Origin of the sequence: Actinomadura soli (assembly GCF_005889715.1) — a bacterium.
Lineage (GTDB): Bacteria > Actinomycetota > Actinomycetes > Streptosporangiales > Streptosporangiaceae > Spirillospora > Spirillospora soli.
In genome coordinates this window covers 16,536-36,318 of record NZ_VCKW01000033.1, presented here as the reverse complement: position 1 = coordinate 36,318, position 19,783 = coordinate 16,536, and the positions used below count along the sequence as shown (strand labels likewise).

At 71.1% G+C, this 19,783-nt stretch carries 24 protein-coding genes; 9 read left to right on the top strand and 15 right to left on the bottom strand.

Translation table 11 applies throughout. The annotated features are described in order from the left end of the window. The first annotated feature begins 189 nt into the window (after positions 1 to 189). Entirely contained in the window at positions 190 to 1,038 is an 849-nt protein-coding gene (locus ETD83_RS09120; protein ID WP_138644628.1) for a universal stress protein, read from the top strand. A 19-nt stretch (positions 1,039 to 1,057) separates the two neighbouring features. Then, the gene (locus ETD83_RS09115) at positions 1,058 to 2,344 is read left to right on the top strand and encodes a beta/alpha barrel domain-containing protein (protein ID WP_138644627.1); all 1,287 of its coding nucleotides are present in this window, start codon (positions 1,058 to 1,060) and stop codon (positions 2,342 to 2,344) included. A gap of 18 nt (positions 2,345 to 2,362) precedes the next feature. Here the strand turns inward: ETD83_RS09115 and ETD83_RS09110 are convergent, their stop codons facing one another. From ETD83_RS09110 to ETD83_RS09065, 12 genes are all read right to left on the bottom strand, one after another. Then, the gene (locus ETD83_RS09110; protein ID WP_138644626.1) at positions 2,363 to 3,502 is read right to left on the bottom strand and encodes a site-2 protease family protein; all 1,140 of its coding nucleotides are present in this window, start codon (positions 3,500 to 3,502) and stop codon (positions 2,363 to 2,365) included. 98 nt (positions 3,503 to 3,600) lie between these two features. Next, positions 3,601 to 4,719, bottom strand: coding sequence for a 4Fe-4S dicluster domain-containing protein (locus ETD83_RS09105; RefSeq protein WP_138644625.1), 1,119 nt, complete (start codon positions 4,717 to 4,719; stop codon positions 3,601 to 3,603). Further along, complete coding sequence (locus tag ETD83_RS09100) at positions 4,716 to 5,198, bottom strand: hydrogenase maturation protease (protein ID WP_138644624.1); 483 nt, start codon at positions 5,196 to 5,198, stop codon at positions 4,716 to 4,718. The genes ETD83_RS09105 and ETD83_RS09100 overlap by 4 nt, the downstream gene beginning before the upstream one ends. Beyond that, on the bottom strand, positions 5,195 to 6,490 hold the full coding sequence (locus ETD83_RS09095) for a Ni/Fe hydrogenase subunit alpha (RefSeq protein ID WP_138644623.1): 1,296 nt from the start codon (positions 6,488 to 6,490) through the stop codon (positions 5,195 to 5,197). The genes ETD83_RS09100 and ETD83_RS09095 overlap by 4 nt, the downstream gene beginning before the upstream one ends. Then, a complete protein-coding gene (locus ETD83_RS09090) occupies positions 6,474 to 7,274 on the bottom strand; it encodes an NADH-quinone oxidoreductase subunit B family protein (RefSeq protein ID WP_138644622.1) in 801 nt (266 codons plus the stop codon). Before ETD83_RS09090 ends, ETD83_RS09095 begins: the two co-directional genes overlap by 17 nt. Before the next feature lie 2 nt (positions 7,275 to 7,276). Next, positions 7,277 to 8,110, bottom strand: a complete 834-nt coding sequence (locus tag ETD83_RS09085; RefSeq protein ID WP_138644621.1) for an FAD/NAD(P)-binding protein — start codon at positions 8,108 to 8,110, stop codon at positions 7,277 to 7,279. Beyond that, positions 8,107 to 8,589 (bottom strand): Crp/Fnr family transcriptional regulator, encoded by a 483-nt coding sequence (locus ETD83_RS09080; RefSeq protein ID WP_205717565.1) that lies wholly within the window; start codon positions 8,587 to 8,589, stop codon positions 8,107 to 8,109. The genes ETD83_RS09085 and ETD83_RS09080 overlap by 4 nt, the downstream gene beginning before the upstream one ends. 118 nt (positions 8,590 to 8,707) lie before the next feature. Next, complete coding sequence (locus tag ETD83_RS42320) at positions 8,708 to 8,857, bottom strand: hypothetical protein (RefSeq protein ID WP_171064099.1); 150 nt, start codon at positions 8,855 to 8,857, stop codon at positions 8,708 to 8,710. Positions 8,858 to 9,066: 209 nt separating this feature from the next. Continuing rightward, a complete protein-coding gene (locus tag ETD83_RS09075; protein WP_138644620.1) occupies positions 9,067 to 9,276 on the bottom strand; it encodes a hypothetical protein in 210 nt (69 codons plus the stop codon). Positions 9,277 to 9,347: 71 nt separating this feature from the next. Further along, positions 9,348 to 9,776 (bottom strand): sortase domain-containing protein, encoded by a 429-nt coding sequence (locus tag ETD83_RS09070; protein WP_230420773.1) that lies wholly within the window; start codon positions 9,774 to 9,776, stop codon positions 9,348 to 9,350. 74 nt (positions 9,777 to 9,850) lie between these two features. Next, on the bottom strand, positions 9,851 to 10,018 hold the full coding sequence (locus ETD83_RS42315; protein ID WP_171064098.1) for a hypothetical protein: 168 nt from the start codon (positions 10,016 to 10,018) through the stop codon (positions 9,851 to 9,853). Continuing rightward, positions 10,015 to 10,239 (bottom strand): hypothetical protein, encoded by a 225-nt coding sequence (locus ETD83_RS09065; protein ID WP_138644618.1) that lies wholly within the window; start codon positions 10,237 to 10,239, stop codon positions 10,015 to 10,017. The genes ETD83_RS42315 and ETD83_RS09065 overlap by 4 nt, the downstream gene beginning before the upstream one ends. Before the next feature lie 492 nt (positions 10,240 to 10,731). On the opposite strand from ETD83_RS09065, the gene ETD83_RS09060 reads away from it, so the two are divergent. Beyond that, on the top strand, positions 10,732 to 11,289 hold the full coding sequence (locus ETD83_RS09060; protein WP_138644617.1) for a universal stress protein: 558 nt from the start codon (positions 10,732 to 10,734) through the stop codon (positions 11,287 to 11,289). A 25-nt stretch (positions 11,290 to 11,314) separates the two neighbouring features. On the opposite strand, the gene ETD83_RS09055 is transcribed toward ETD83_RS09060, so the two are convergent. Then, positions 11,315 to 11,896, bottom strand: a complete 582-nt coding sequence (locus tag ETD83_RS09055) for an Rv1733c family protein (RefSeq protein WP_456236746.1) — start codon at positions 11,894 to 11,896, stop codon at positions 11,315 to 11,317. A gap of 212 nt (positions 11,897 to 12,108) precedes the next feature. On the opposite strand from ETD83_RS09055, the gene ETD83_RS09050 reads away from it, so the two are divergent. The 6 genes from ETD83_RS09050 (at position 12,109) to pflA (ending at position 17,144) form a co-directional block, all read left to right on the top strand. Beyond that, positions 12,109 to 12,828, top strand: a complete 720-nt coding sequence (locus ETD83_RS09050) for a hypothetical protein (RefSeq protein WP_138644615.1) — start codon at positions 12,109 to 12,111, stop codon at positions 12,826 to 12,828. A gap of 52 nt (positions 12,829 to 12,880) precedes the next feature. Further along, positions 12,881 to 13,084 carry a DUF1918 domain-containing protein gene (locus ETD83_RS09045; protein ID WP_138644614.1) on the top strand — a complete coding sequence of 68 codons (204 nt, stop codon included), beginning with the start codon at positions 12,881 to 12,883 and terminating at the stop codon, positions 13,082 to 13,084. A gap of 330 nt (positions 13,085 to 13,414) precedes the next feature. Beyond that, complete coding sequence (locus ETD83_RS09040) at positions 13,415 to 13,666, top strand: DUF1876 domain-containing protein (protein WP_138644613.1); 252 nt, start codon at positions 13,415 to 13,417, stop codon at positions 13,664 to 13,666. Then, positions 13,663 to 13,992 (top strand): hypothetical protein, encoded by a 330-nt coding sequence (locus tag ETD83_RS09035; RefSeq protein WP_138644612.1) that lies wholly within the window; start codon positions 13,663 to 13,665, stop codon positions 13,990 to 13,992. The genes ETD83_RS09040 and ETD83_RS09035 overlap by 4 nt, the downstream gene beginning before the upstream one ends. A 115-nt stretch (positions 13,993 to 14,107) precedes the next feature. Then, positions 14,108 to 16,369 (top strand): formate C-acetyltransferase, encoded by a 2,262-nt coding sequence (gene pflB / locus ETD83_RS09030; protein WP_138644611.1) that lies wholly within the window; start codon positions 14,108 to 14,110, stop codon positions 16,367 to 16,369. A 7-nt stretch (positions 16,370 to 16,376) separates the two neighbouring features. Beyond that, complete coding sequence (pflA, locus tag ETD83_RS09025) at positions 16,377 to 17,144, top strand: pyruvate formate-lyase-activating protein (RefSeq protein ID WP_138644610.1); 768 nt, start codon at positions 16,377 to 16,379, stop codon at positions 17,142 to 17,144. A 350-nt stretch (positions 17,145 to 17,494) separates the two neighbouring features. Here pflA and ETD83_RS09020 read toward each other — a convergent pair whose 3' ends face one another. After that, on the bottom strand, positions 17,495 to 17,830 hold the full coding sequence (locus ETD83_RS09020) for an arsenate reductase/protein-tyrosine-phosphatase family protein (RefSeq protein ID WP_230420772.1): 336 nt from the start codon (positions 17,828 to 17,830) through the stop codon (positions 17,495 to 17,497). 767 nt (positions 17,831 to 18,597) lie between these two features. Beyond that, entirely contained in the window at positions 18,598 to 19,749 is a 1,152-nt protein-coding gene (locus ETD83_RS09015) for a magnesium and cobalt transport protein CorA (protein WP_230420771.1), read from the bottom strand. Positions 19,750 to 19,783: the final 34 nt, after the last annotated feature.

Genomic DNA, 19,783 nt, shown 5'->3' with positions numbered 1-19,783 from the left:
TGGGACGCCGGAGAACTGCCGATCGGCCCGTTTTCCGAGGGCCGGTGGCCGCCCGGCGGGGGGACTTTCGGCCCTACGGATGCGGCACTCCGTGATGAAGCGTGGGGACCGGTGGCCGTGCCCACCGGGACACGCCTGACGTGCGGGGCCGCACGGAAACCAGCCGACTGCCGCGAAGAGGAGGACCCGATGTCCAAGCCGATCGTCGTCGGCACCGACGGATCCGACCAAGCCGGCCGTGCCCTTGACTGGGCCGCTGCCGAAGCCGTCCTGCGCGACCGCCCGCTGCACATCGTCCATGCCGTGGAGATCCGGCAGTACCGGGCGCCTGTGTTCGTGCCACCCGAGACGCCCGACTACTTGAACCGTGCCGGGCATGAGGTTCTGGCCGCTGCCCGGGAGCGCGTCCGGGAGCGGTGGCCGGACCTGGTGACGACGGCCGCCCTGGTCACCGGAGAGGTGCCGCGAGCCCTGCATGAGCAGTCGGACAAGGCGTTCGAGCTGGTACTGGGCAGCCGCGGGCGGGGCGGGTTCGCCAGCCTGCTGCTGGGCTCGGTGAGCCTGCGCGCGGCCGGGCACCCGACCGTCCCGGTGGTGATCGTGCGCGGGGACGCCGCCGACCGCGGCGAGATCGTCGTGGGCATCGACCTGATCCGCGAGGCCGACGCGGTGCTGGAGTACGCCTTCGACGCCGCGATGATTCACGGCGCCCGGCTCCGGGTGGTCCACGCCTGGCAGACGTTCGCCACCCTTGTCGAGGCCGGCTACGCCTTCGACTACGAGCAGATCGAACTCGACCTGCGCAACGCGGTCATCGCCGCGTACAAACCCTGGCGGGCCAAGTACCCGCGGGTCGACGTCGTGGACGAGATCCTCCTGGAGCATCCGGTGACCGCGCTGTCCACCGCCTCGCGCAACGCCCGCCTGCTGGTGGTCGGCGCCCACGACCGGCGCTGGAACGCCCCGCAACTCGGGTCGGTCAGCCACGGCGTCATCCACCACGCGCAAAGTCCGGTCGCTGTCGTCCCGATGGCCTGAACCCGTGCGAGGAACGAACATGCGGACCGGCGACGACGACGCCAGCGCGGCCCGCCTGCACAAGGCCGGAATGGCATCGGCCACCTACAGCCTCACGGTCGTCCAGGGCCTGGACCGTCCGTTGGCGGTCGCGGCCGGCCTGGGCGACGGCCTGCGCCACCTGCTGGACTTCCGCCTGGGCGGCGACCATGTCGGGATGCTCACCGAGGCGGGGATCTGTTCTCGGGCGACCGCGCGTTCGCTGTGCAGGGTGCGGTTCACCGGTGAGGTGCGGGCCGTGCCCGAGGGGCGGGTGGTCCTGGCCGGCGAGCCCGTGCTGGAGGTGACCGCGCCGCACGCGGTGGCCTTTCTCGTCCAGGCCGAACTGCTGCGCCGCCTCCGGTTCCAGACCGCGATGGCCTCGCGGGCCGCCGGGATCGTCCGGGCGGCCGGTGCGGCCCGGTTGATCCACCGTCCGGAGTCCGGACGTGAGGTCCGGAGTCCGGTCGAGGCCCGCTCGGCGGTGATCGGGGGTTTCGACGCGACCTGTGATCTTGATGCGGCCCGGCGGGCGGCGCTGCCCGGAGCCGTCCTGACCGACGGGCTCACCGCCGGTTTCGCCGCTGACGCGGGCGTGGTGGCGTTGCTGGTCGAGAGCATCGGCGAGGCGGACACCGACCTGGTGCGGTCGGCCTTGGCCTGGGTGCACTCGCGGCGGATGCGGGCCCGGGTGGGCGTCGCGGTGTCAGGCGGCGATCTGATGCGCCGCTGCGTCCAGGCACGGCGCCGGCTCGACGGTGCGGGGATGCGGTATGTGCCGGTGTTCGTAGGCGGACGCCTGGACGAGCACGCGATCGCCGCTCTGTCGGCTTCGGAGGCGCCGATCGAGGGCTTCGTCGTCGACCCGGCCGGGGCGGGAGCGGCGGGCGGTGACCCCGAGATGGTGTCGCGCCTGGTCGTCCACCGGGGAGTCCCGGTGCTTCAGCCCGGCTCGGACCCCGGGCTGCTGCCCGCGAGCAAACAGGTGTATCGGGGAGAGCGGGGAGACCTGCTGGTGACCCGAGGCGAGAGGTGCCCCGCCGGTCACCGTCCGCTGCTGGAACTGGTCATGCTCGCCGGGCGTCCGCTCAGGCCGTCCGAGCCGGCGGCCGGTCCGGTGTCCGAGGCCCGCGTTCGGAGCCGCGCCGACCTGGCCTGGCTGAGGCACGCGGCGTCCACCCGGGACGCGACGTTCGTGGCGGCACCGCGCACCAGCCCGCGCTTGCGTGCTTTGCGTGACCGCGTCGCCAATGCGGAACCGTCCGCTCTCAAGGCTTCCCAGGTGTGAAAGCTGTGACCAGCGCGTTCAGGGGGTGGCACGGCGGCTTCGCCGGAGCCGGTCGTGCCGGAGCAGCCGCTGGACGTCGGCGGTGGTGATGATGCCGAGCAGCCGGTGGTCGGCGGCCACGACCGCGAGGAGGTCGCCCGCGATGGGCCGCAGCTGGAGCAGTGTGATCGCGGGGATGTCGGGGCCGGTGACCCGGTCGGGAGGCAGCGGGACGCTGAGGTCTCCGAGGGCGGCTCCGGCCTTCTGGGACGGGACGCGTGACAGCCGGTCCACCGTGACGGCGCCGACCGGGTCGCCGGTCACGTCCAGGACGGGGAACACCGACTGCCGCGACCGGGCCGCGACGCCCTCGATGAACGGGCCCGCGGGCTGCCAGGACCAGCCGTGGTCGGGGTAGGGCGTCATGATGTCGGCGGCGCGCAGGCCCGCGGCGGCGGCGCGCAGGTCCGTCCAGCGTCCCTCGGCCCGGGCCGAGCCGGCGATGAACCATCCGACCAGCGCGAGCCAGAGTCCGTTGAACCAGCTCACCAGCAGCATGATGACCAGCCCGCCGCCGATCATGGCGTGGCCCAGTGTCGTCCCGGCGCGATCGGCGGCGTGGCTCGCGCTCGTCCGGTCCCCGCGCCGGCGCCACAGCAGCGCGCGCAGGATGCGGCCGCCGTCCAGCGGCGCGCCCGGCAGGAGGTTGAACACGGCGATAAGCGCGTTGGCCGCCGCCAGCCAGCTCAGTGACGCGGTGGCGACCGGCGCGACGTCCAGCGCGGCGCCGGCCGCCGCGGCCCCGGTGAACAGGACGGCGGCCGCCGCGCTGGTCAGCGGGCCGACACCGGCGATGCGCAGGTCCGCGCGAGCGTCGGGCGGTTCGTCGTCCAGTTCCGCGACGCCGCCCAGCATCCACAGCGTGACCGAGCCGACCCGGACGCCGTGGCGGCGGGCGACGAGCGCGTGCGCGAACTCGTGCGCGGCCAGCGAGGCGAGGAACAGCACCGCGCCAAGCGCCGCCACCGCCCAGCGCGTACCGGCGGACGCCGCCGGATCGGCAGCGGGCAGTACCGTTCTGGCGAGGATGTCGGCGATCAGAGCCGTGATCACCAGAACCGACCAGTGCATCCCGACCGGGATGCCGAGGATCGTCCCGAGCTTGAAGGTCTGCTTCATCGCGCACCTCCCGCGCCTGCCTTCATGCTCGCCCGGCCCAGGGTTCGTGATCGGGGTCGAACAGCCCTTTCCGGGAGGGCCTTTAGCCCGTGAACGGCTCAGCCGGCACCGTCCTGCGCGGTCTCGGCGCGTAGTGCGGCGACCTCGACGGTGAGGTCGATGCCGACGGGGCACCACACGATGCACCGGCCGCAGCCCACGCAGCCCGACGAGCCGAACTGGTCGTGCCAGGTACCGAGCTTGTGGGTGAGCCATTGCCGGTAGCGGCTCTTGGGGGACGACCGGACGTCGCCGCCGTGCAGGTGGGAGTAGTCCAGGTCGAAGCAGGAGTCCCACAGCTGCCAGCGCTCGGCGTGGTCGCCGGTGAGATCGGTGGTGTCGGTGACCCTGGTGCAGAAGCAGGTCGGGCACACCATCGTGCAGTTGCCGCAGCTCAGGCAGCGTTCGGCGACCTCGTCCCAGCGTTCGGCCTCCAGGCTGCCCGCCATCAGGTCGCGCAGGCCCAGCGCGGGCATCTCGCGGCCCATCCGGTCGGCCGCCGCCGTCACCTCGGCGCGGGCCCGGTCCACGACGGCGGGCTCCGCCGGACCGGCCTGGATGTCGCCCATCACGCGTGCGCCCGCCTCGGTGCCCACGTCCACGACGTAGCGGAGGCTGTCCTCGCCGGTCAGTTCGGTGAGCGAGAGGTCGTATCCCGGGCCCGCCTGCGGGCCGGTTCCCATCGAGACGCAGAAGCAGGTCTCGCCGGGCTCGGTGCAGTTGACGGCGACGATGAAGGCGCCGTCGCGCCGCGCCGCGTAGGACGGGTCGACGTGGCGGCCACCGGTCAGCACGCGGTCCTGGATGGCGATGGCGCGCAGATCGCACGGGCGGACGCCGAGCAGTGCCAGCCGGCCGGGTTCGGGCGCTGCGTCCTTGACCTCGAAGCCGTCGTCGGTCCGGTCCGCCTCCCAGACCTTGACGCGCGGCCGGTGCAGGAACGGCTTCCAGGACTGCGGCCCGGCCGCGTGGGCGAAGGCGGCGCCGTCGTCCCTGCGGCGCAGCCGGTAACCGCCGGGTGCGAGCCGCACGCCCCACCCGTAGGGCAGATGGTCGATCGAGTCCAGCTCGGCCAGGACGATGGCGTCGTCGCGGACGGTCGGGCCGATGACGGTGTATCCGGCGCGGCGCAGCGCGTCGTACAGGGGACCGAGCCCGGTCAGTTCCAAAGTGTTCATGACGGTCGGCTTTCTCTCACAGGCGACGGATTCGGTGAGACGTGCGATGCGAGTGAGGCGGCGATCCGGTCGGTGACGGTGGTGACGGCGGCGGCGACCCTCGGGGTCAGTCCGCGGCCGAAGCCGAAGTCGAGCCCCTCGATCGCCAGGACGCGCAGCCGGACGGGCATCTGCGCGACGGCGAGCCCGAGCGCGACGGCCTCGCCGAGCCCAAGAGCGTGGCCGGTCACGGGCCGCTGGGCGAGCGCCGCGGTCTCGGCGCCGAGGTCGTGGATCCGGCCGGGGTCGGGCGGCTCCGCGCGGACCGCGTCCACGACGATCGCCAGGTCCGCTCCGGCCCACAGCCCGATGAGCCGCGCCGGCTCGCCGTCGGTCGCCGCGAGCGTCGCCCGCACCCGGCCGCGCAGGGCCTGCACCACCGCGGGTCCGGCGCCGTCGTCGCGGCGGAAGTCGTTGCCGACGCCGATGACGATGGTCATGACCGGTCCACGGTGAGGTCGAGGAAGTGGGTGGAGCAGGAGATGCAGGGGTCGTAGTTGCGGATCGCCTGCTCGCAGTGGTGGGTCAGGTCGTGGTCGTCCAGGTGCAGGCGGGTCGTGACGAATTGGCGCAGGTCGTCCTCGATGGCGGCCTGGTTCTGCGACGTCGGCGGAACGATCCGCGCGGCCCGTATCAGGCCGTCCGGGCCCAGGTCGTAGCGGTGGTACAGGAGGCCACGTGGCGCCTCGGTGACGCCGTGCCCGGTGCCCTCCCGGGCCGGCACGGGCACCGACGGGCGGGGCGGCGGCTCGTAGGCGTCGATGATCCGCAGCGCCTCGTCCACCGCGTAGACGATCTCGACGGCGCGGACCAGGATGCTGCGGAACGGGTTGCGGCATTCGGCGCCGAGCCCGGCCCGGGCGGCGGCCTCCAGCGCCAGCGGCGACAGCCGGTCGTGGTTGAGGGAGTAGCGCGCCAGCGGCCCGGCGAGGTACATGCCGCCGTCGGTGAAGCGGGCGTGCAGCGCGGTCGAGTGGGGCACCTGCTCCTCGACGATGTTCTCCTCGAAATCGGCGGCGGGGAAGGCGCGTCCCGCGCTGCTGCGGAGGGTGCCCTCCTCCAGCGGATACCGGTCGGTCGACAGCGCGAGGTATTCGTGGTGGTGGACGAAGTCGGGGAACTCGAACCCCGCCGCCCATTCCACGGTGGCCAGGGCGTCGTCCAATGCCCGCCGCAGGGTCTCGGCGAGCGGGGCCAGTTCGGTGCGCGCCGGCGTCCGGTAGAAGCCGCCGACGCGGACGTTCACCGGATGGATCGCCCGGCCGCCGAGCACCTCCAGCAGCGTGTTGCCCGCCTTCTTCAGCCGCAGGCCCCGCTCGACCAGTGCGCGGTGGTCGCGGGCGAGCTCGACCGCTCCCGGGTAGCCGAGGAAGTCGGGGGCGTGCAGCAGGTAGATGTGCAGCGCGTGGCTCTCGATCCACTCGCCGCAGTACAGCAGCCGCCGCAGGTCGCGCAGGACGCCGTCCACGGTCACGCCGCAGGCCGCCTCGATCGCCTGGCACGCGCTCATCTGGTACGCGACCGGGCAGATCCCGCAGATCCTGGCCGTGATGTCGGGCGGCTCGGTGTGGGCGCGGCCGCGCAGGAACGCCTCGAAGAACCGCGGCGGCTCGTAGATGTCCAGCCGCACCTCCTCGACGTCCGCGCCGCGCACCCGGACGTACATCGCGCCCTCGCCTTCCACCCGGGCGAGCGCCCCGACCTTCAGCGTCCGATCATTGCGATGCGTCATCGCTGGCCTCCTCAGCCAAGGGCTCCGGCCCTTGCTCCTCGCGGAACGCCGAGACGTTGAAAGTGGCCAGCACCCGGTGCGTCTCGTCCTCGGTCATGTCCAGCCACGGCAGCAGCCCGCGGGTGTTGGGCCGCGCGCCGCTCCAGTTGGGGGAGGGGCCGAAGCAGCCGTAGCAGCCCCGCCCGTACGCGGGGCAGATCGCGCCGCAGCCCGCGTGGGTGATCGGGCCCAGGCAGGGCGTGCCGCGGGCGACCATGACGCACACGTTCCCGCGGCTCTTGCACTCGAAGCACACACTGTGCCCGGGGACGTCCGGCCTGCGCCCGGTGAGGTGGGCCGTCAGCACCTCCAGCAGCTGGCGGCGGTCGATCGGACAGCCGCGCAGCTCGAAGTCCACCGGCACGTGCGCCGAGATGGGAGTGGAGCGGTCGAGGGTGGCGATGTAGTCGGGACGCGCGTAGACGACGGAGGCGAACTCCTCGACGTCACCGAAGTTCCGCAGCGCCTGGACGCCCCCGGCGGTCGCGCACGCCCCGATCGTGATCAGCTTGCGAGACACCGCCCGCACGTGCCGGATGCGTTCCAGGTCGGCGGGCGTCGTGATCGACCCCTCCACCAGCGACACGTCGTACGGGCCCTCCCCGGCGGCGCTGGTCGCCTCCAGGAAGTGCGCGATCTCGATCCGCCCGGTGAGGGCGAGCAGCTCGTCCTCGCAGTCCAAGAGGGTGAGCTGGCAGCCGTCGCAGGAGGCGAACTTCCACACGGCCAACGTCGGTCGTCCCATCACTACAGCTCCCTGACGGTCATGAGCGGGACGGCGTGCCCGTAGGGCACGACGGGCCCGTCCCGGCAGATCAGCAACGGCCCGAGCTGGCAGTGCCCGCACCACCCGAGCCCGCAGCGCATGTTGCGCTCCAGTGAGACGCGGACGTCGACGGCGGGCATCCCCAGCCCGATGAGCGCCTCCGCGGTGACGCGCATCATCACCTCCGGCCCGCAGACGAACGCCGCGGCCCGGACCGGATCGGCGTCCACGGAGCCCACCAGCGCCGTGATCAGGCCCACGTGACCGCTCCAGCCCGGGGCCGGCCGGTCCACCGTGACCTCGACCCGGGCACCGCGGGCCCGCCACACGTCCAGCTCGTCGGTGAACAGCAGATCCGCGGGCGTCCGGGCGCCGATCAAGACCGTGATCCGGCCGAAGGCCTCCCGCTCGGACAGCGCGCGCAGCACCACCGGCCGCAGCGGGGCCATACCAATCCCGCCGGCGGCGATGACCAGATCGCGGCCGCGCGCCGACTCCAGCCCCCAGCCGACGCCGAACGGGCCGCGCAGCCCGACCACCTGGCCCGGCTTCGTCGCGCACACGGCCCGGGTCACGGCGCCGACGGCCCGGACGGTCTGCTCCCGCACCCGTCCCGGTCCGATGCGGCTGACGGAGATCGGCACCTCGCCGATGCCGAACGCGTACATCATGGTGAACTGCCCCGGGAGCGGCTCCGCGATGGACACCCCGACAGGTTCCAAGGTCAGCGTGACCGTGTCGGCCGTCTCGGCGCGCCGGCCCGTCACCCGGTACGGGACGGGCGCCATGGGCGCCGGGGCCGCGTCCGCCGTCATCGGAGTTCCTCGGGATGCGCATACAGGTCCAGCATCCGGACGCGGGTGGCTTCGAGCCGGTCGCCCATCACCGCTCCGAACCGCAGCGCCACATCGTGCCCGAACCTGGGGTCGGCGGCGCACCGCTCCCGCACACGCGGCCCGTCGAACCGGAAGGCTGTCACCGGCTCCAACGCGACGGCGCCGAATCTCCAGCGGTGCGGCGGGAACAGCCACGACCAGCCGAGCACCGCGGAGGCGGGCAAGGTCTCCACCACCACCGCGCCCCGGCCGGGGACCTGCAGGTCGAGCGCCACCTTTCCGGAGCGCAACAGCCAGAAACGCTGGGCTGGATCGCCCTCGTCGAAGAACCGATGCCCGGCCGGGACCTCCACCGCCTCGGCGGTGGCGGCCAGCGCGGCCAGATGCGGCTCGGGCAGGCCGGAGAAGAAGCGCTGTTCCGCCAGATTGGCGGCCGTGACGCCGTTCGTTGCCTTCACCTGGCCCGACCTCCTCTCATGATGGGGCTCGCACACAGGGACCACCGGTCAAGAACGTCCCGCCACCGCGCCGCGTCGGCCCGGCACGACTCGGTCCCATGAGGACGGCCGTCAGCAGCTACACTCCCGCCGCGATGAGGTTCTTCGCCGCTGTGTTGTCTGCCGCGTCGCTGGCCGCATGCACGCCGCGCGCGTTCAGGAAGATCGCCACGCCGCTGATCGCGGCGGTACCGGACGCGAACGCGATGCTCCGCGCGCGCCCGGTCACGGCCAATCCGCCTCCGAAGCGCAACGATGGCGGTGCCGTCTCCGATCCGGACGACTTGGCTCACATGCTCCAGGCACATGAAGACCTCCAACGGTGGTCGTGCCGACCGACAACCTCATAAGACCCCGCCACGCCAATGGCACCAAGGGACCAAAGTCCCTTCTAGCCACCTTCGGCCGCCTTATGCCTTCGTCCACCGGCGGCACGCGTCAGCGAGCGGTCCGCAGCAACCGGCGCGGGTCGGGGTCGGTGATCGGCATGACCGCGACCATGACCGGCATGGCCGGGCAGCAGCACGCCCGGTCCGCGAGGCTCGGCACCGGAGGCGGAGAGTGCTCGTGTTCGCCTGGGGGCCGCTGGGTCGTCTTGCTCTTCGTGGTGACCCGGGCAAGGTTCTGGTGCGGAAACTTGGTGGCCATGTCCTCAGCGTTTCGTGTGCGCGCCCACCGAAGCAGGGCCGAAGTGACCTACATGCCGGGACCAAAGACCTTCAGTCCGTGGAATCGGTGAGGACGCCGTAGGCGATGACGTTGTCCTTGTAGCTGCGCTTGACCGGGTCGAATTCGCCGCCGCAGGTCATGACCCGGATGGTCGGCGCGTTGGTGCGGCCGTAGACCCGCTCGGTAGGGAACCGGGATTTGGGGACCTGTTCGATCGAGGTGATCTGGAAGATCGCGGTGCGGCCGTCCTGGCGCAGGACTCTGACCTGGGCGCCCGGCTTGAGCCGTCCGAGGTCGTAGAACACGGCGGGGCCGGAGGCGCGGGTGTCGACGTGGCCGTAGAACGCGGCCGGGCCGCGCTCGCCCGGCGCGGCGCCGCCGTTGTACCAGCTGGTGAGCCAGGGCTGGCTCGGTGCCGGTGGGGCCGTTCCGGCCGTCTCCGGGCACGTCCGGCGGACCGTCGCCGCGATCGAGTCCAAAGACGACCAGGACAACCCCGATGATGACGGCGGCGGCCGCGATCGGCAGCCACACGCCGCCCCATCGGCGCATCTCAGACACCGCCCTCGCGGCGTCGGCGCAGCGTGACCGTGCCGGCGGCCGCGGCCCCGGCGCCGATCAGGATCACGCCGCCGAACAGCAGCGGGCTCGGACTCGAGGTCGAACCGCCGCCGGTCTGCGGCGGGCCGGACGGGATCGGGCCGGTCGGTGCCGGGCTCACCGGAGGAGTGGTGGGCGCCCCTGGGTGATCTGCAGCGTGGTTGCGGCGCTGACGGTGGTGCCGCCGCACAACAGGCTGACGGTGTACTTGCCGGGCTCGGCGGTCGCCGAAGTCTTCACCGTGATCTTGGGGGTGCCGTTGAACACGCCGTTCTCGGTGAAGGCGTCGGACTTGACGACGGCCTTGCCGGTCCCGTCTTTGCAGACGGCGGCGACCCTCACCGCCGCGCCGCCGACGCCGACAGAGGACGGCGTGACGGTGACAGTGGCCGCGGGTGTCGTCGTCGGGATGGTCGGGTTGGTCGTCGAGGGGGTCGGGGTCGGCTCGAACGGGGCTGAGGCCCAGTGTGGCGGCGAGCACGGGGGCGATGGCCAGGGCGTTGAGCGGCAACATGGTGCACCTCCTGCGCGCCGCCGTCTGGGAGGCAGGCTGTGGTCCGGGGCGTTTCCGCTACCAGTGCAGCCCAACGGGGACCCGGTGCCGCAGGGGCGGAGGTCGCCTCCGAAAAGGCTTAAAGTCCCGCGTTCGGGCGCCCACGCGATAAGGCGCTCCGCGGGATGCGGGCGGACGGTCCGGAGAACATGGAGGTCAAACGAGGGATCGCGGCCGCCGAAGGTCCCACCCCGGGTGGACCTTTCGTCCCTGGCCCGCGCCGAACCATCCTCATGAGTCTGGAGGAGGAAGCAGGGGAAGCCTGACCGTCGGAGGATCCGATGTCCGCACCGATCGTCGTGGGAACGGACGGGTCCGGCGCCGCAGATCGGGCCGTCGACTGGGCGGCCGAGGAAGCAGCGCTGCGGCGCCGACCGCTGCACATCGTCGACGCGGCGGAGATCTGGCCCTACCAGGTGTGCCGGTTCGTCCCGCCCGACGAGCCGGAAAGCGCCACACGTGCCGGTCGCGCCGCCCTGCTGGAAGCCGAGAAACGTGTCGGGGCGCGTCGCCCGAGGGTCGTGCACTCTTGGCAAGTCTCCGCGGCCCTGGCCGACTCTGAATGCCTCGTCGAAGAGGAATGGATGAACGACGAGCGACGTGCACGGATCATCGCGGCCTGCGCACCGCTGCACGAGCGATATCCGCTGGTCGAGGTGGTGAACGAGGTGCTCGTCGGGCACCCGGTGTCCGCCTTGTCCAAGGCGTCGCGGACGGCCGGTCTGGTCGTGGTCGGCGCGCATCGCCGCCCGCTCGGTCTGGCCCGGCTCGGCTCTGTCAGCCACGGAGTGATCCATCACGCCGAATGCGCGGTCGCCGTCATAGGGCGGACCGGGTAGGCCGCCCGCAACCGGACGGCGGCTGTCAGGCTGGGCGGTGGCGGCGGTCGAGCGAGGCCCAGGCTTCGTCCCAGGCACGGTAGCGGCGGTGGTCCAATCGGCGGCGGAGCAACATGTACAGGCCGAGCAGCGGCAGCCCGGCCGCCGTGGCGGTTGCCGCTCCGGCCGACGCCATGTCGCCGACCGTCCGCGCGTGCGTGCGCGGCGGCGAGTCGTTCACGCGGTGACCAGGCCCGGCCCAGACCTCAGGGTGATCGCCTATCTGGGCGCCGCGCCAGCTTCTGTAGTGCCCGGACCGCAGGGTTCCATCCCGGTCGATCCACGTCACGGTGACCTCGCGCCCGCTGCGCGACCGCCCGACGTTCACCACCGTGGCGTCGACACGGTGCCGCGTCGCGGCCTCCTGCCGTTCGGCCCGTGCCCCCGAATCGCGGGCGTGCTGGACGGCCTGGACGCAGAGGCCCGGGGTGACGACCAGAAATGCCACGACCAAAAGCAGGCCGGAAAGCCATTGGATCCGATCCACCGGGCGGCGCAGGTCGTTGTCGTCGAAACCGCAGCGACGGCGCCAACGATTTACCTGTGACCATGCTTTCGGCGACTTCATGGATGCGTCCCCTCTACCTTTCCGACGCGCAGCAATGTGCGGCAAATAGAGCGTTGCTTTCAGCGTTACTCGAGGTGACGTCCGCCACAACGGACCGACGTCCCGGCCGGTTCCGCCAAAGGTCCCGAGCGGAGTCGCCGCGGTAGAGAGGACGAACGTCCTTCACCGCCGGGTTCGAAAGCCCCTGTGCAGAGGCCGGAGCCGGAGAAACCGTGGAAGCGGACACCGATGCTGCGGAGGAGAAGATGATGAGCACTGTCGTTCGCAGAGCCGCACTACCCGTTCTCGCCGCCGGCGCCTACGCCGCTCTGATTCGTCCTCGTCTGTTGCGCTGGGGTGCGACCGCGGAGGAGTCGGCAGCCGTGTATCCAGGCGACGACCTCGTGAAGGACGCGACAGCCCAGTCGACCATGGCGGTCTCGCTGCCCGCCCCGCCGGAGCAGGTCTGGCCGTGGCTGGTGCAGATGGGCTGCGGGCGAGGCGGGTGGTACAGCTGGGACCTGCTCGACCACGGCGGGCGGCCGAGCGCCGACCGCATCCACTCCGAATGGCAGGAGACGGCGGTCGGCGATCAACTGCCCACAGTGCCCAGCGGCGCGTCCTACTTCCTGGTCGAGATGCTCGATCCGCCCCGGACGCTGATACTGCGGGCCGACCTGGAACTGCCGTCCGGTAAGCCGTTCGACCCACGCGGCCCAAGGCCCAAGGCGTACACCGACGGGATCTGGGCGTTCCACCTGCGGCCGCTGCCGGATGGCGGCACGCGACTGGTCGTCCGGACGCGCGGACGGGGAAGTCCGGCAATGGCCGACCGCGTCGTCGCCCGGCTCTTCGGCGAGCCCGCACATTTCATCATGCAGCACCGGCAATTCCGCAACCTCCGCCGTCGGGTCACCGAAGACGTTGGCGCGGACGTTCGGCCCGGCGTTTAAGAAATGCCGCACGAGCATGCTGTAAACGTCGCAAAATGGCAGGAGGAATCCAATGAAGGCGAACGTCGGCGATTGGGTGATCGTGCGAGGCCACCAAGTGGGAGAACCGGCCCGCAAGGCGCTGATCCTCGAAATTCATGGCAGTGACGGCGCGCCTCCTTACGTCGTGGAATGGGACGACGGGCACATCAGCACGTACTTCCCGGCCGCGGACGCCGTCATCCAGGCGCACCCGGTGACCCACCCGCCGGGCTGACGCCCCGGATCGGAGTGTGCGCGGCCCCGGAAGCGACGGCCGCGAGAGAGGAGGGGGACGATGTCCTCGCCTGATCAATGGCCACCCGCACCCGCCGCGTGGGCCATGGTCCCGACTGCGGGGATGCTGTGACGTGGGCAGAAGGAGAAGTCGATGACCAGCGCCTCACCCGCCGCCCGCACGCGGAGGGCCGTCCTGGTCACGACCGCGGTCGCCCGGCACGTCGTCATTGCAGGTCATTGGCCTTTCGCGCGTGGGACCTCCGGCCCTTCCAGACGCTCGACCGGCCTCGGACGATGGAGGTGAACCGCCATTTGAAGGAGGCCCGTCATGAAGGCCAAGGAATGGAGCGTGGAGCTCTACATCACCGAGGACGGCACGGACACCGTCGCGCACGCCGTCCTTTTCAGCGGCAGCGAGAAGAAGTCCACCGGACGCGGCCGCGCGCGCCGCAACCCGGCCGACCGCGAAGTTCCGGAGATCGGCGACGAGCTCGCCGTCAGCCGGGCTCTGGCGGACCTCGCCGACCGTATCCACCATGCCGCCAGCGAGGACATCGCGCAGCTCGCGGGCCCGGCATGAGCGGTCAACGGGACGGTTCCGGATCGCCGGCCGGAGCCGTCTCGGCCCGGTCCCTGCGTCCGCGGTACCGCACGTTGCTGGCCATCGGTTTCGTGCTGATGACCGGCGCTCTGTGGCTCGGCCTGCCCACCCGCCTCGGACTGGTGTGCACGACCGCGGTGACGGCTGTCCTCCTGGTGACGAAGTTCATGATCGCCGTGGACGCGTCGGCCGGGCGCACCATCTGGAGCCGCCCTGGAGACGACGAGCGCGGCGGCGAATCCAACGCGGACCACCGGAGTGCCGCCTGGACGGGGTCGCGGCGCGGAAGCGGAAGCAGGGGGTAGGGCTGTTCACTCCTCCGTAAGGGGCGTTGGTCACCCGATCAAGGACCTCCGGCCCTGGGTGGTCTAGACCTCTCTCGGGGATAGTCGAAGTGAGCGAGACCATCGGAGGCAGGGGATGACGGCGATCGGGCTAGACGACGTCCAGCACGACATATCCGCATGGCGCGGGTTTCACGGTACGACCTGGCGGGAGCACATCGACGTACGCGATTTCGTGCAAGCGAACTACACGCCGTACGAAGGCGACGCCTCATTCCTGCAAGGCCCGACGGAGCGTACGCGCGAGGTCTGGGGACGGATCGCCGCGATGTTCGGTGAGGAGCGCCGCCGCGGCATCTTCGACGTGGACGCCTCGACACCGTCGTCGATCACCTCGCACGCGCCCGGCTACATCGATCGTGACCGCGAGCTGATCGTGGGCCTGCAGACCGACGCGCCGCTCAAGCGCGCCATCATGCCGAACGGCGGCCTGCGCATGGTGGAGAAGGGCCTTGAAGCCTACGGCTACGAACTGGACCCGTCCGTACGGACGATCTTCAACGCCTACCGCAAGACCCACAACGACGGCGTGTTCGACGCGTACACGGCCGAGATCATGCGGGCCCGGCGCTCGCACATCATCACCGGCCTGCCGGACGCGTACGGGCGCGGGCGCATCATCGGCGACTACCGGCGGGTCGCGCTGTACGGCGTGGACCGTCTGATCGAGGCCAAGCGCGCCGAACGGCGTGCGCTGGACGACCTGCCCTCCAGCGCCGAGGTGATTCGCGACCGCGAGGAGCTCGCCGAGCAGATCCGTGCACTGGACGAGCTGAAACACATGGCGGCCTCCTACGGATACGACATCTCAGGCCCCGCACGCACCGGACGCGAGGCGCTCCAATGGCTGTACTTCGGCTACCTGGCCGCCATCAAGGAGCAGAACGGCGCCGCCATGTCGCTCGGCCGCACCTCCACGTTCTGCGACATCTATCTGCAGCGCGACCTCGATGAAGGCCGCCTGGACGAGACGGCCGCACAGGAGCTGGTCGACGACTTCGTGGTCAAGCTGCGGATCGTCCGGTTTCTGCGCACACCCGAGTACGACGAGCTGTTCTCCGGTGACCCGACCTGGGTGACCGAGGCCATCGGCGGCATGGGCAGTGACGGGCGCACGCTGGTCACCCGCACCTCGTACCGCTTCCTGCAGACGCTCTACAACCTCGGCCCCGCGCCGGAGCCGAACCTGACCGTCCTGTGGTCGCCCCGGCTGCCGGAGTCGTTCAAGCGGTTCTGCGCCAAGGTCTCCATCGATACCAGTTCGGTGCAGTACGAGAGCGACGACCTGATCCGGCCGCGCCTCGGTGACGACGCCGCGATCGCCTGCTGCGTGTCGGCGATGGAGGTCGGCAAGAAGATGCAGTTCTTCGGCGCCCGGGTCAACCTGGCCAAGGCGCTGCTGTACGCGATCAACGGCGGCCGCGACGAGATGACCGGCGAGCAGGTCGCCCCGGCGTTCCCCCCGCTGGACGGCGACTTCCTCGACTACGAGCAGGTGCGGTCCGCCTACGACCGGATGCTGGACTGGCTGGCCGCCACCTACGTCGACGCGCTCAACGTCATCCACTACATGCACGACAAGTACGCCTACGAGCGCGTCGAGATGGCGTTGCACGACCACCCGGTCATGCGCACGCTCGCCTGCGGGGTCGCGGGGTTGTCGGTGGCCGCCGACAGCCTGTCGGCCGTCAGGTACGCGCGGGTCCGCGTGATCCGTGACGCGACAGGGCTCGCGACCGACTACGTCATCGAGGGCGAGTTCCCCGCCTACGGCAACAACGACGATCGCGCCGACGGCATCGCCGTGGACCTGGTCACCGCGTTCATGGCCAAGGTGCGCAGCCGTCCGGCGTACCGGGACGCCGAGCACACGCTCTCGGTGCTCACCATCACTTCCAACGTGGTGTACGGCAAGCACACCGGCAACACCCCGGACGGCCGCCGGGCCGGCGAGCCGTTCGCGCCCGGCGCCAACCCCATGAACGGCCGTGACCGGCACGGCATGGTCGCCGCCGCGCTGTCGGTCGCGAAGATCCCCTACGACCAGTCCCGTGACGGCATCTCCCTCACCGAGACCATCACCCCGGCCGGCCTCGGCCGCACGCCCGGCGAACGGATCGGCAACCTCGTCGGAATCCTCGACGGATATGTGGACGCGGGCGGCTTCCACATGAACGTCAACGTCCTCGACCGCGCCACGCTCCTGGACGCGATGGCGCACCCCGAGCGGTACCCGCAGCTGACCATCCGGGTGTCGGGATACGCGGTGAACTTCGTCCGCCTGACGCCCGAGCAGCAGCGCGACGTCGTCAACCGCACCTTCCACGCATCACTGTGAGGCATCGATGACCACGCAGACCCGCGCCCGTCCCTGCGAGACGGACAACAGCACCGGGGCGGTGCCCTCCTGGGACATCTCCACCGGAGTGGACGGCCCCGGAACCCGATTCGTCGTCTTTACCGGCGGCTGCCCGCTGCGCTGCCTGTACTGCCAGAACCCCGAGACCTGGCGGATGCGCGACAGCCGCCGGGTCACCGTGGACGAGCTGATGACCGAGATCGGCAAGTACCGCCGCTTCATCGAGGTCGCCGGCGGCGGCGTCACGATCAGCGGCGGCGAACCGCTGCTCCAGCCCGCCTTCACCGGCGAACTGCTGCACCGCTGCCGCCGCCTCGGCCTGCACACCGCACTCGACACCTCCGGGAACCTCGGCGACCGCGCCACCGACACCCTGCTCGCCGACACCGACCTCGTCCTCCTGGACATCAAGGCATGGGACCCCCGCACCTACCGCGCCCTGACCGGCGGCGACGTGGCCCCGACGCTGCGGTTCGCCCGGCGCCTGGCCGACCTGGGACGTTCCACCTGGGTGCGGTACGTGCTCGTCCCCGGCCACAACGACGGCGACGACGAAGTCGACGCCGTCGCATCCTTCGTCGCTACCCTGCCCAACGTCGAACACGTCGACGTCCTGCCCTTCCACCGCCTCGGCGCCCCCAAGTACGAACGCCTCGGCATCCCCTTCCCGCTCGCCGACACCCCGCCGCCCTCCGCGGAACTCCTCGAACACGTCCACACCCGATTCCGCGCCCACGGCGTCAAAAGCCGCTGACTTCTCGGAGCGGTGGACGCCGTATGCAGTTCGGTGAGTGAGCGTTCCACGGTGGCGTCGATGCGGTAGTGCACTTATCTGCCCTATTTGCGAGATGGGCAGGCCGCCGCGGCGCAGGAGCGCGAGCTCCTGGGACGCGGTGACTAGCAGTGCGGTGCCCACCGCCTCGGCCAGGGCCCGGCGCGGCAACGACACCGAATCGTTCCTCCCAGCGAGTGGCAGGACGGATCTTTGGCGGACTGGGTGCCGGTCACGGACGGCAGCCCTTGCTGGTGAGAAGGCCTAGTGGACGAGTGGCGGGCCCCACGCCGACAGCAGGGCGGCCCACAGGTGTGCAGGTCATGGTCGGGTTAGGCGCGGAGGGGGACGTCCAGGTCGGTGAGCAGGCCGCGGACGCGCTGTTCGATCTCGTCGCGGATGGTGCGGACGGCGGCCAGGTCTTGATCGGCGGGGTCGTCGAGGGTCCAGTCCAGGTACCGCTTGCCGGGAAAGACGGGGCAGGCATCGCCGCAGCCCATCGTGACGATGACGTCGGCGGCCTGGGCGACCTCGGTGGTCCAGGGTTTGGGGAACTCGCCGGTGATGTCGATGCCGCGCTCGCGCATCGCCTCCACCGCGGCCGGGTTGATCTGGTCGCCGGGCTCGGATCCGCCGAAGTGCCGCTGGGCGAGTTCGCGGACCGCCACCGACTGCGACCCGTTCGCCTGCCGCCCGGCGCCGCACAGCGCGGAGTTGAACTGCGGGGCGAAGGCACCGCACGGCCACGACCGCCACCCATGCCAGCAGGACTAGCCGGACGTGAGTAGCCGCCCAGACACCGAGACGCCCTGGCGGTACAGGATGGGCGGGCGCTGCGCTCACATCGCCGGGCGGGCGGCGTCTACAGACTCGGCTCGCATGCATTTCCTCCCGGACGGGACATCTCGGCGCGTCGCGCCGTCGGGCGAAAGCCGTGCCATCGCTGACCTCAAATACCCCGAGAGGTATCTATAGTCGCCAGGCATACGCCCTGGGCGTACCGAAGCGCTATCGCAGGGCGGTGGGTGCCGGACCCGAAGACCGGGACCTGTCCGGGCCGGTGCTCACGCGAGGGCCGGCGAACCGGGCGATGTCCTCCGGCGTGCGGGGGCGCGACTGCGGGTTTCCTGCGGATCGGCTTGGCCGGGGCGTCCGTGCGACCCCGCGCACCCAAGGGGAGTGAGCAGGCCGCTAAGGCGCACAGGATGCCCGGCCGACCGACCGGACCGGGATCGCCGCCAACACGCTCCGCTCTGTCTGCGGATGGGTCCCGACCCTGTACTCGTTCCAGGGTGGCGGCCGGGCGCGCGGCGGCACAGGGCCGAAAGACTCTTACCGTTCGGTAGGGCGCGGACCGGCCACGTTGGCGCTGTACGCGGTGAGTTATGCCGTCGGCTCCGCCCGGATCAAGGCGGTGATGGTGACGGTCGTGCCGTCAGAGCCAGCCGCGGTGCTTGAACACCGTGTACAGGACGCCGCAGACGACGGCCATGAGGACCACCGCGAACGGGTAGCCGAACAGCCAGTGCAGTTCGGGCATGTGGCGGAAGTTCATCCCGTAGATCGTGCCGATCAGGGTCGGCGCGAACAGGATGGCCGCCCACGCGGAGATCCTCTTGACCTGCTCGTTCTGCGCGTAGCCGGCCTCGGACAGGCGCTTCATCTCCTCGTTCTGCGCCTGGCCGACGAGGGTGGCGTTGACCGTCAGGATGTTCTGGAGGTTCTGCCGGAAGCCGTCCACGCGTTCCACCACGATGGTGGCATGGTCGCCGACGTCGCGCAGATACCGGTGCATCTCCTCGTCGATGCCGTGCCTCTCGAACTCGGCCGATACGTCGGCCAGCATCGGGATCAGCGGCCGGGCGGCGCGCTGGAACTCGATGACCTCGCGGGAGAGCTCGTAGATGCGCCGGGACACGGCCGGGTCGCCGTCGAACACGTCGGTCTCGATCTCGTCGATCGCGTTCTGCAGCCCGGCGATGACGGGTGCGTAGCCGTCCACGGCGGCGTCGAGGATCGCGTACAGCACGGCCTGGGGGCCCAGGGCCAGCAGTTCGGGCTCGGCTTCCAGTTCCCTGCGCACCGCAGCCAGGTCGGGCGACTCACTATGCCGTACCGTCAGCACGAAGTTCCCGCCGATGAACGCGTGCACCTCTCCGAAGTCGACTTCCTCAGTCCGCTCCAGGTACCGGGCGGTGCGCAGCACCACGAACAGGGTGTCGCCGTACCGTTCCAGCTTGGGACGCTGGTGCGCCACGATCGCGTCCTCGATCGCCAGCCCGTGCAGGCCGAACTGCTCGGCCAACGACCACAGCTGGGCCTGCGACGGGCGGTCGAGTCCGATCCAGGCCATGGCCCCGTCGCCCATCGCCGCCAGCTCGCGGTAGGTGTCGGTCAGGCTCGCCGGGGACCGGCGCCGGACGCCCTCCACGTAGATGCCGCTGTCCACTGGGCCGTCGGTGCCGGCCCAGTACGGTTTCGCCGGGCGGGGATGCATCATGTGCTCGGGGGCGATCTGCTCCTCGCGTCCCGGCTCCCCGCGCCGGAGGGACCGCTGCCTGAGCGGCCGCACGCGCCGATCGACCACTGGACCTCCAAGTAGGGACGGGCCTTGCCGTGGG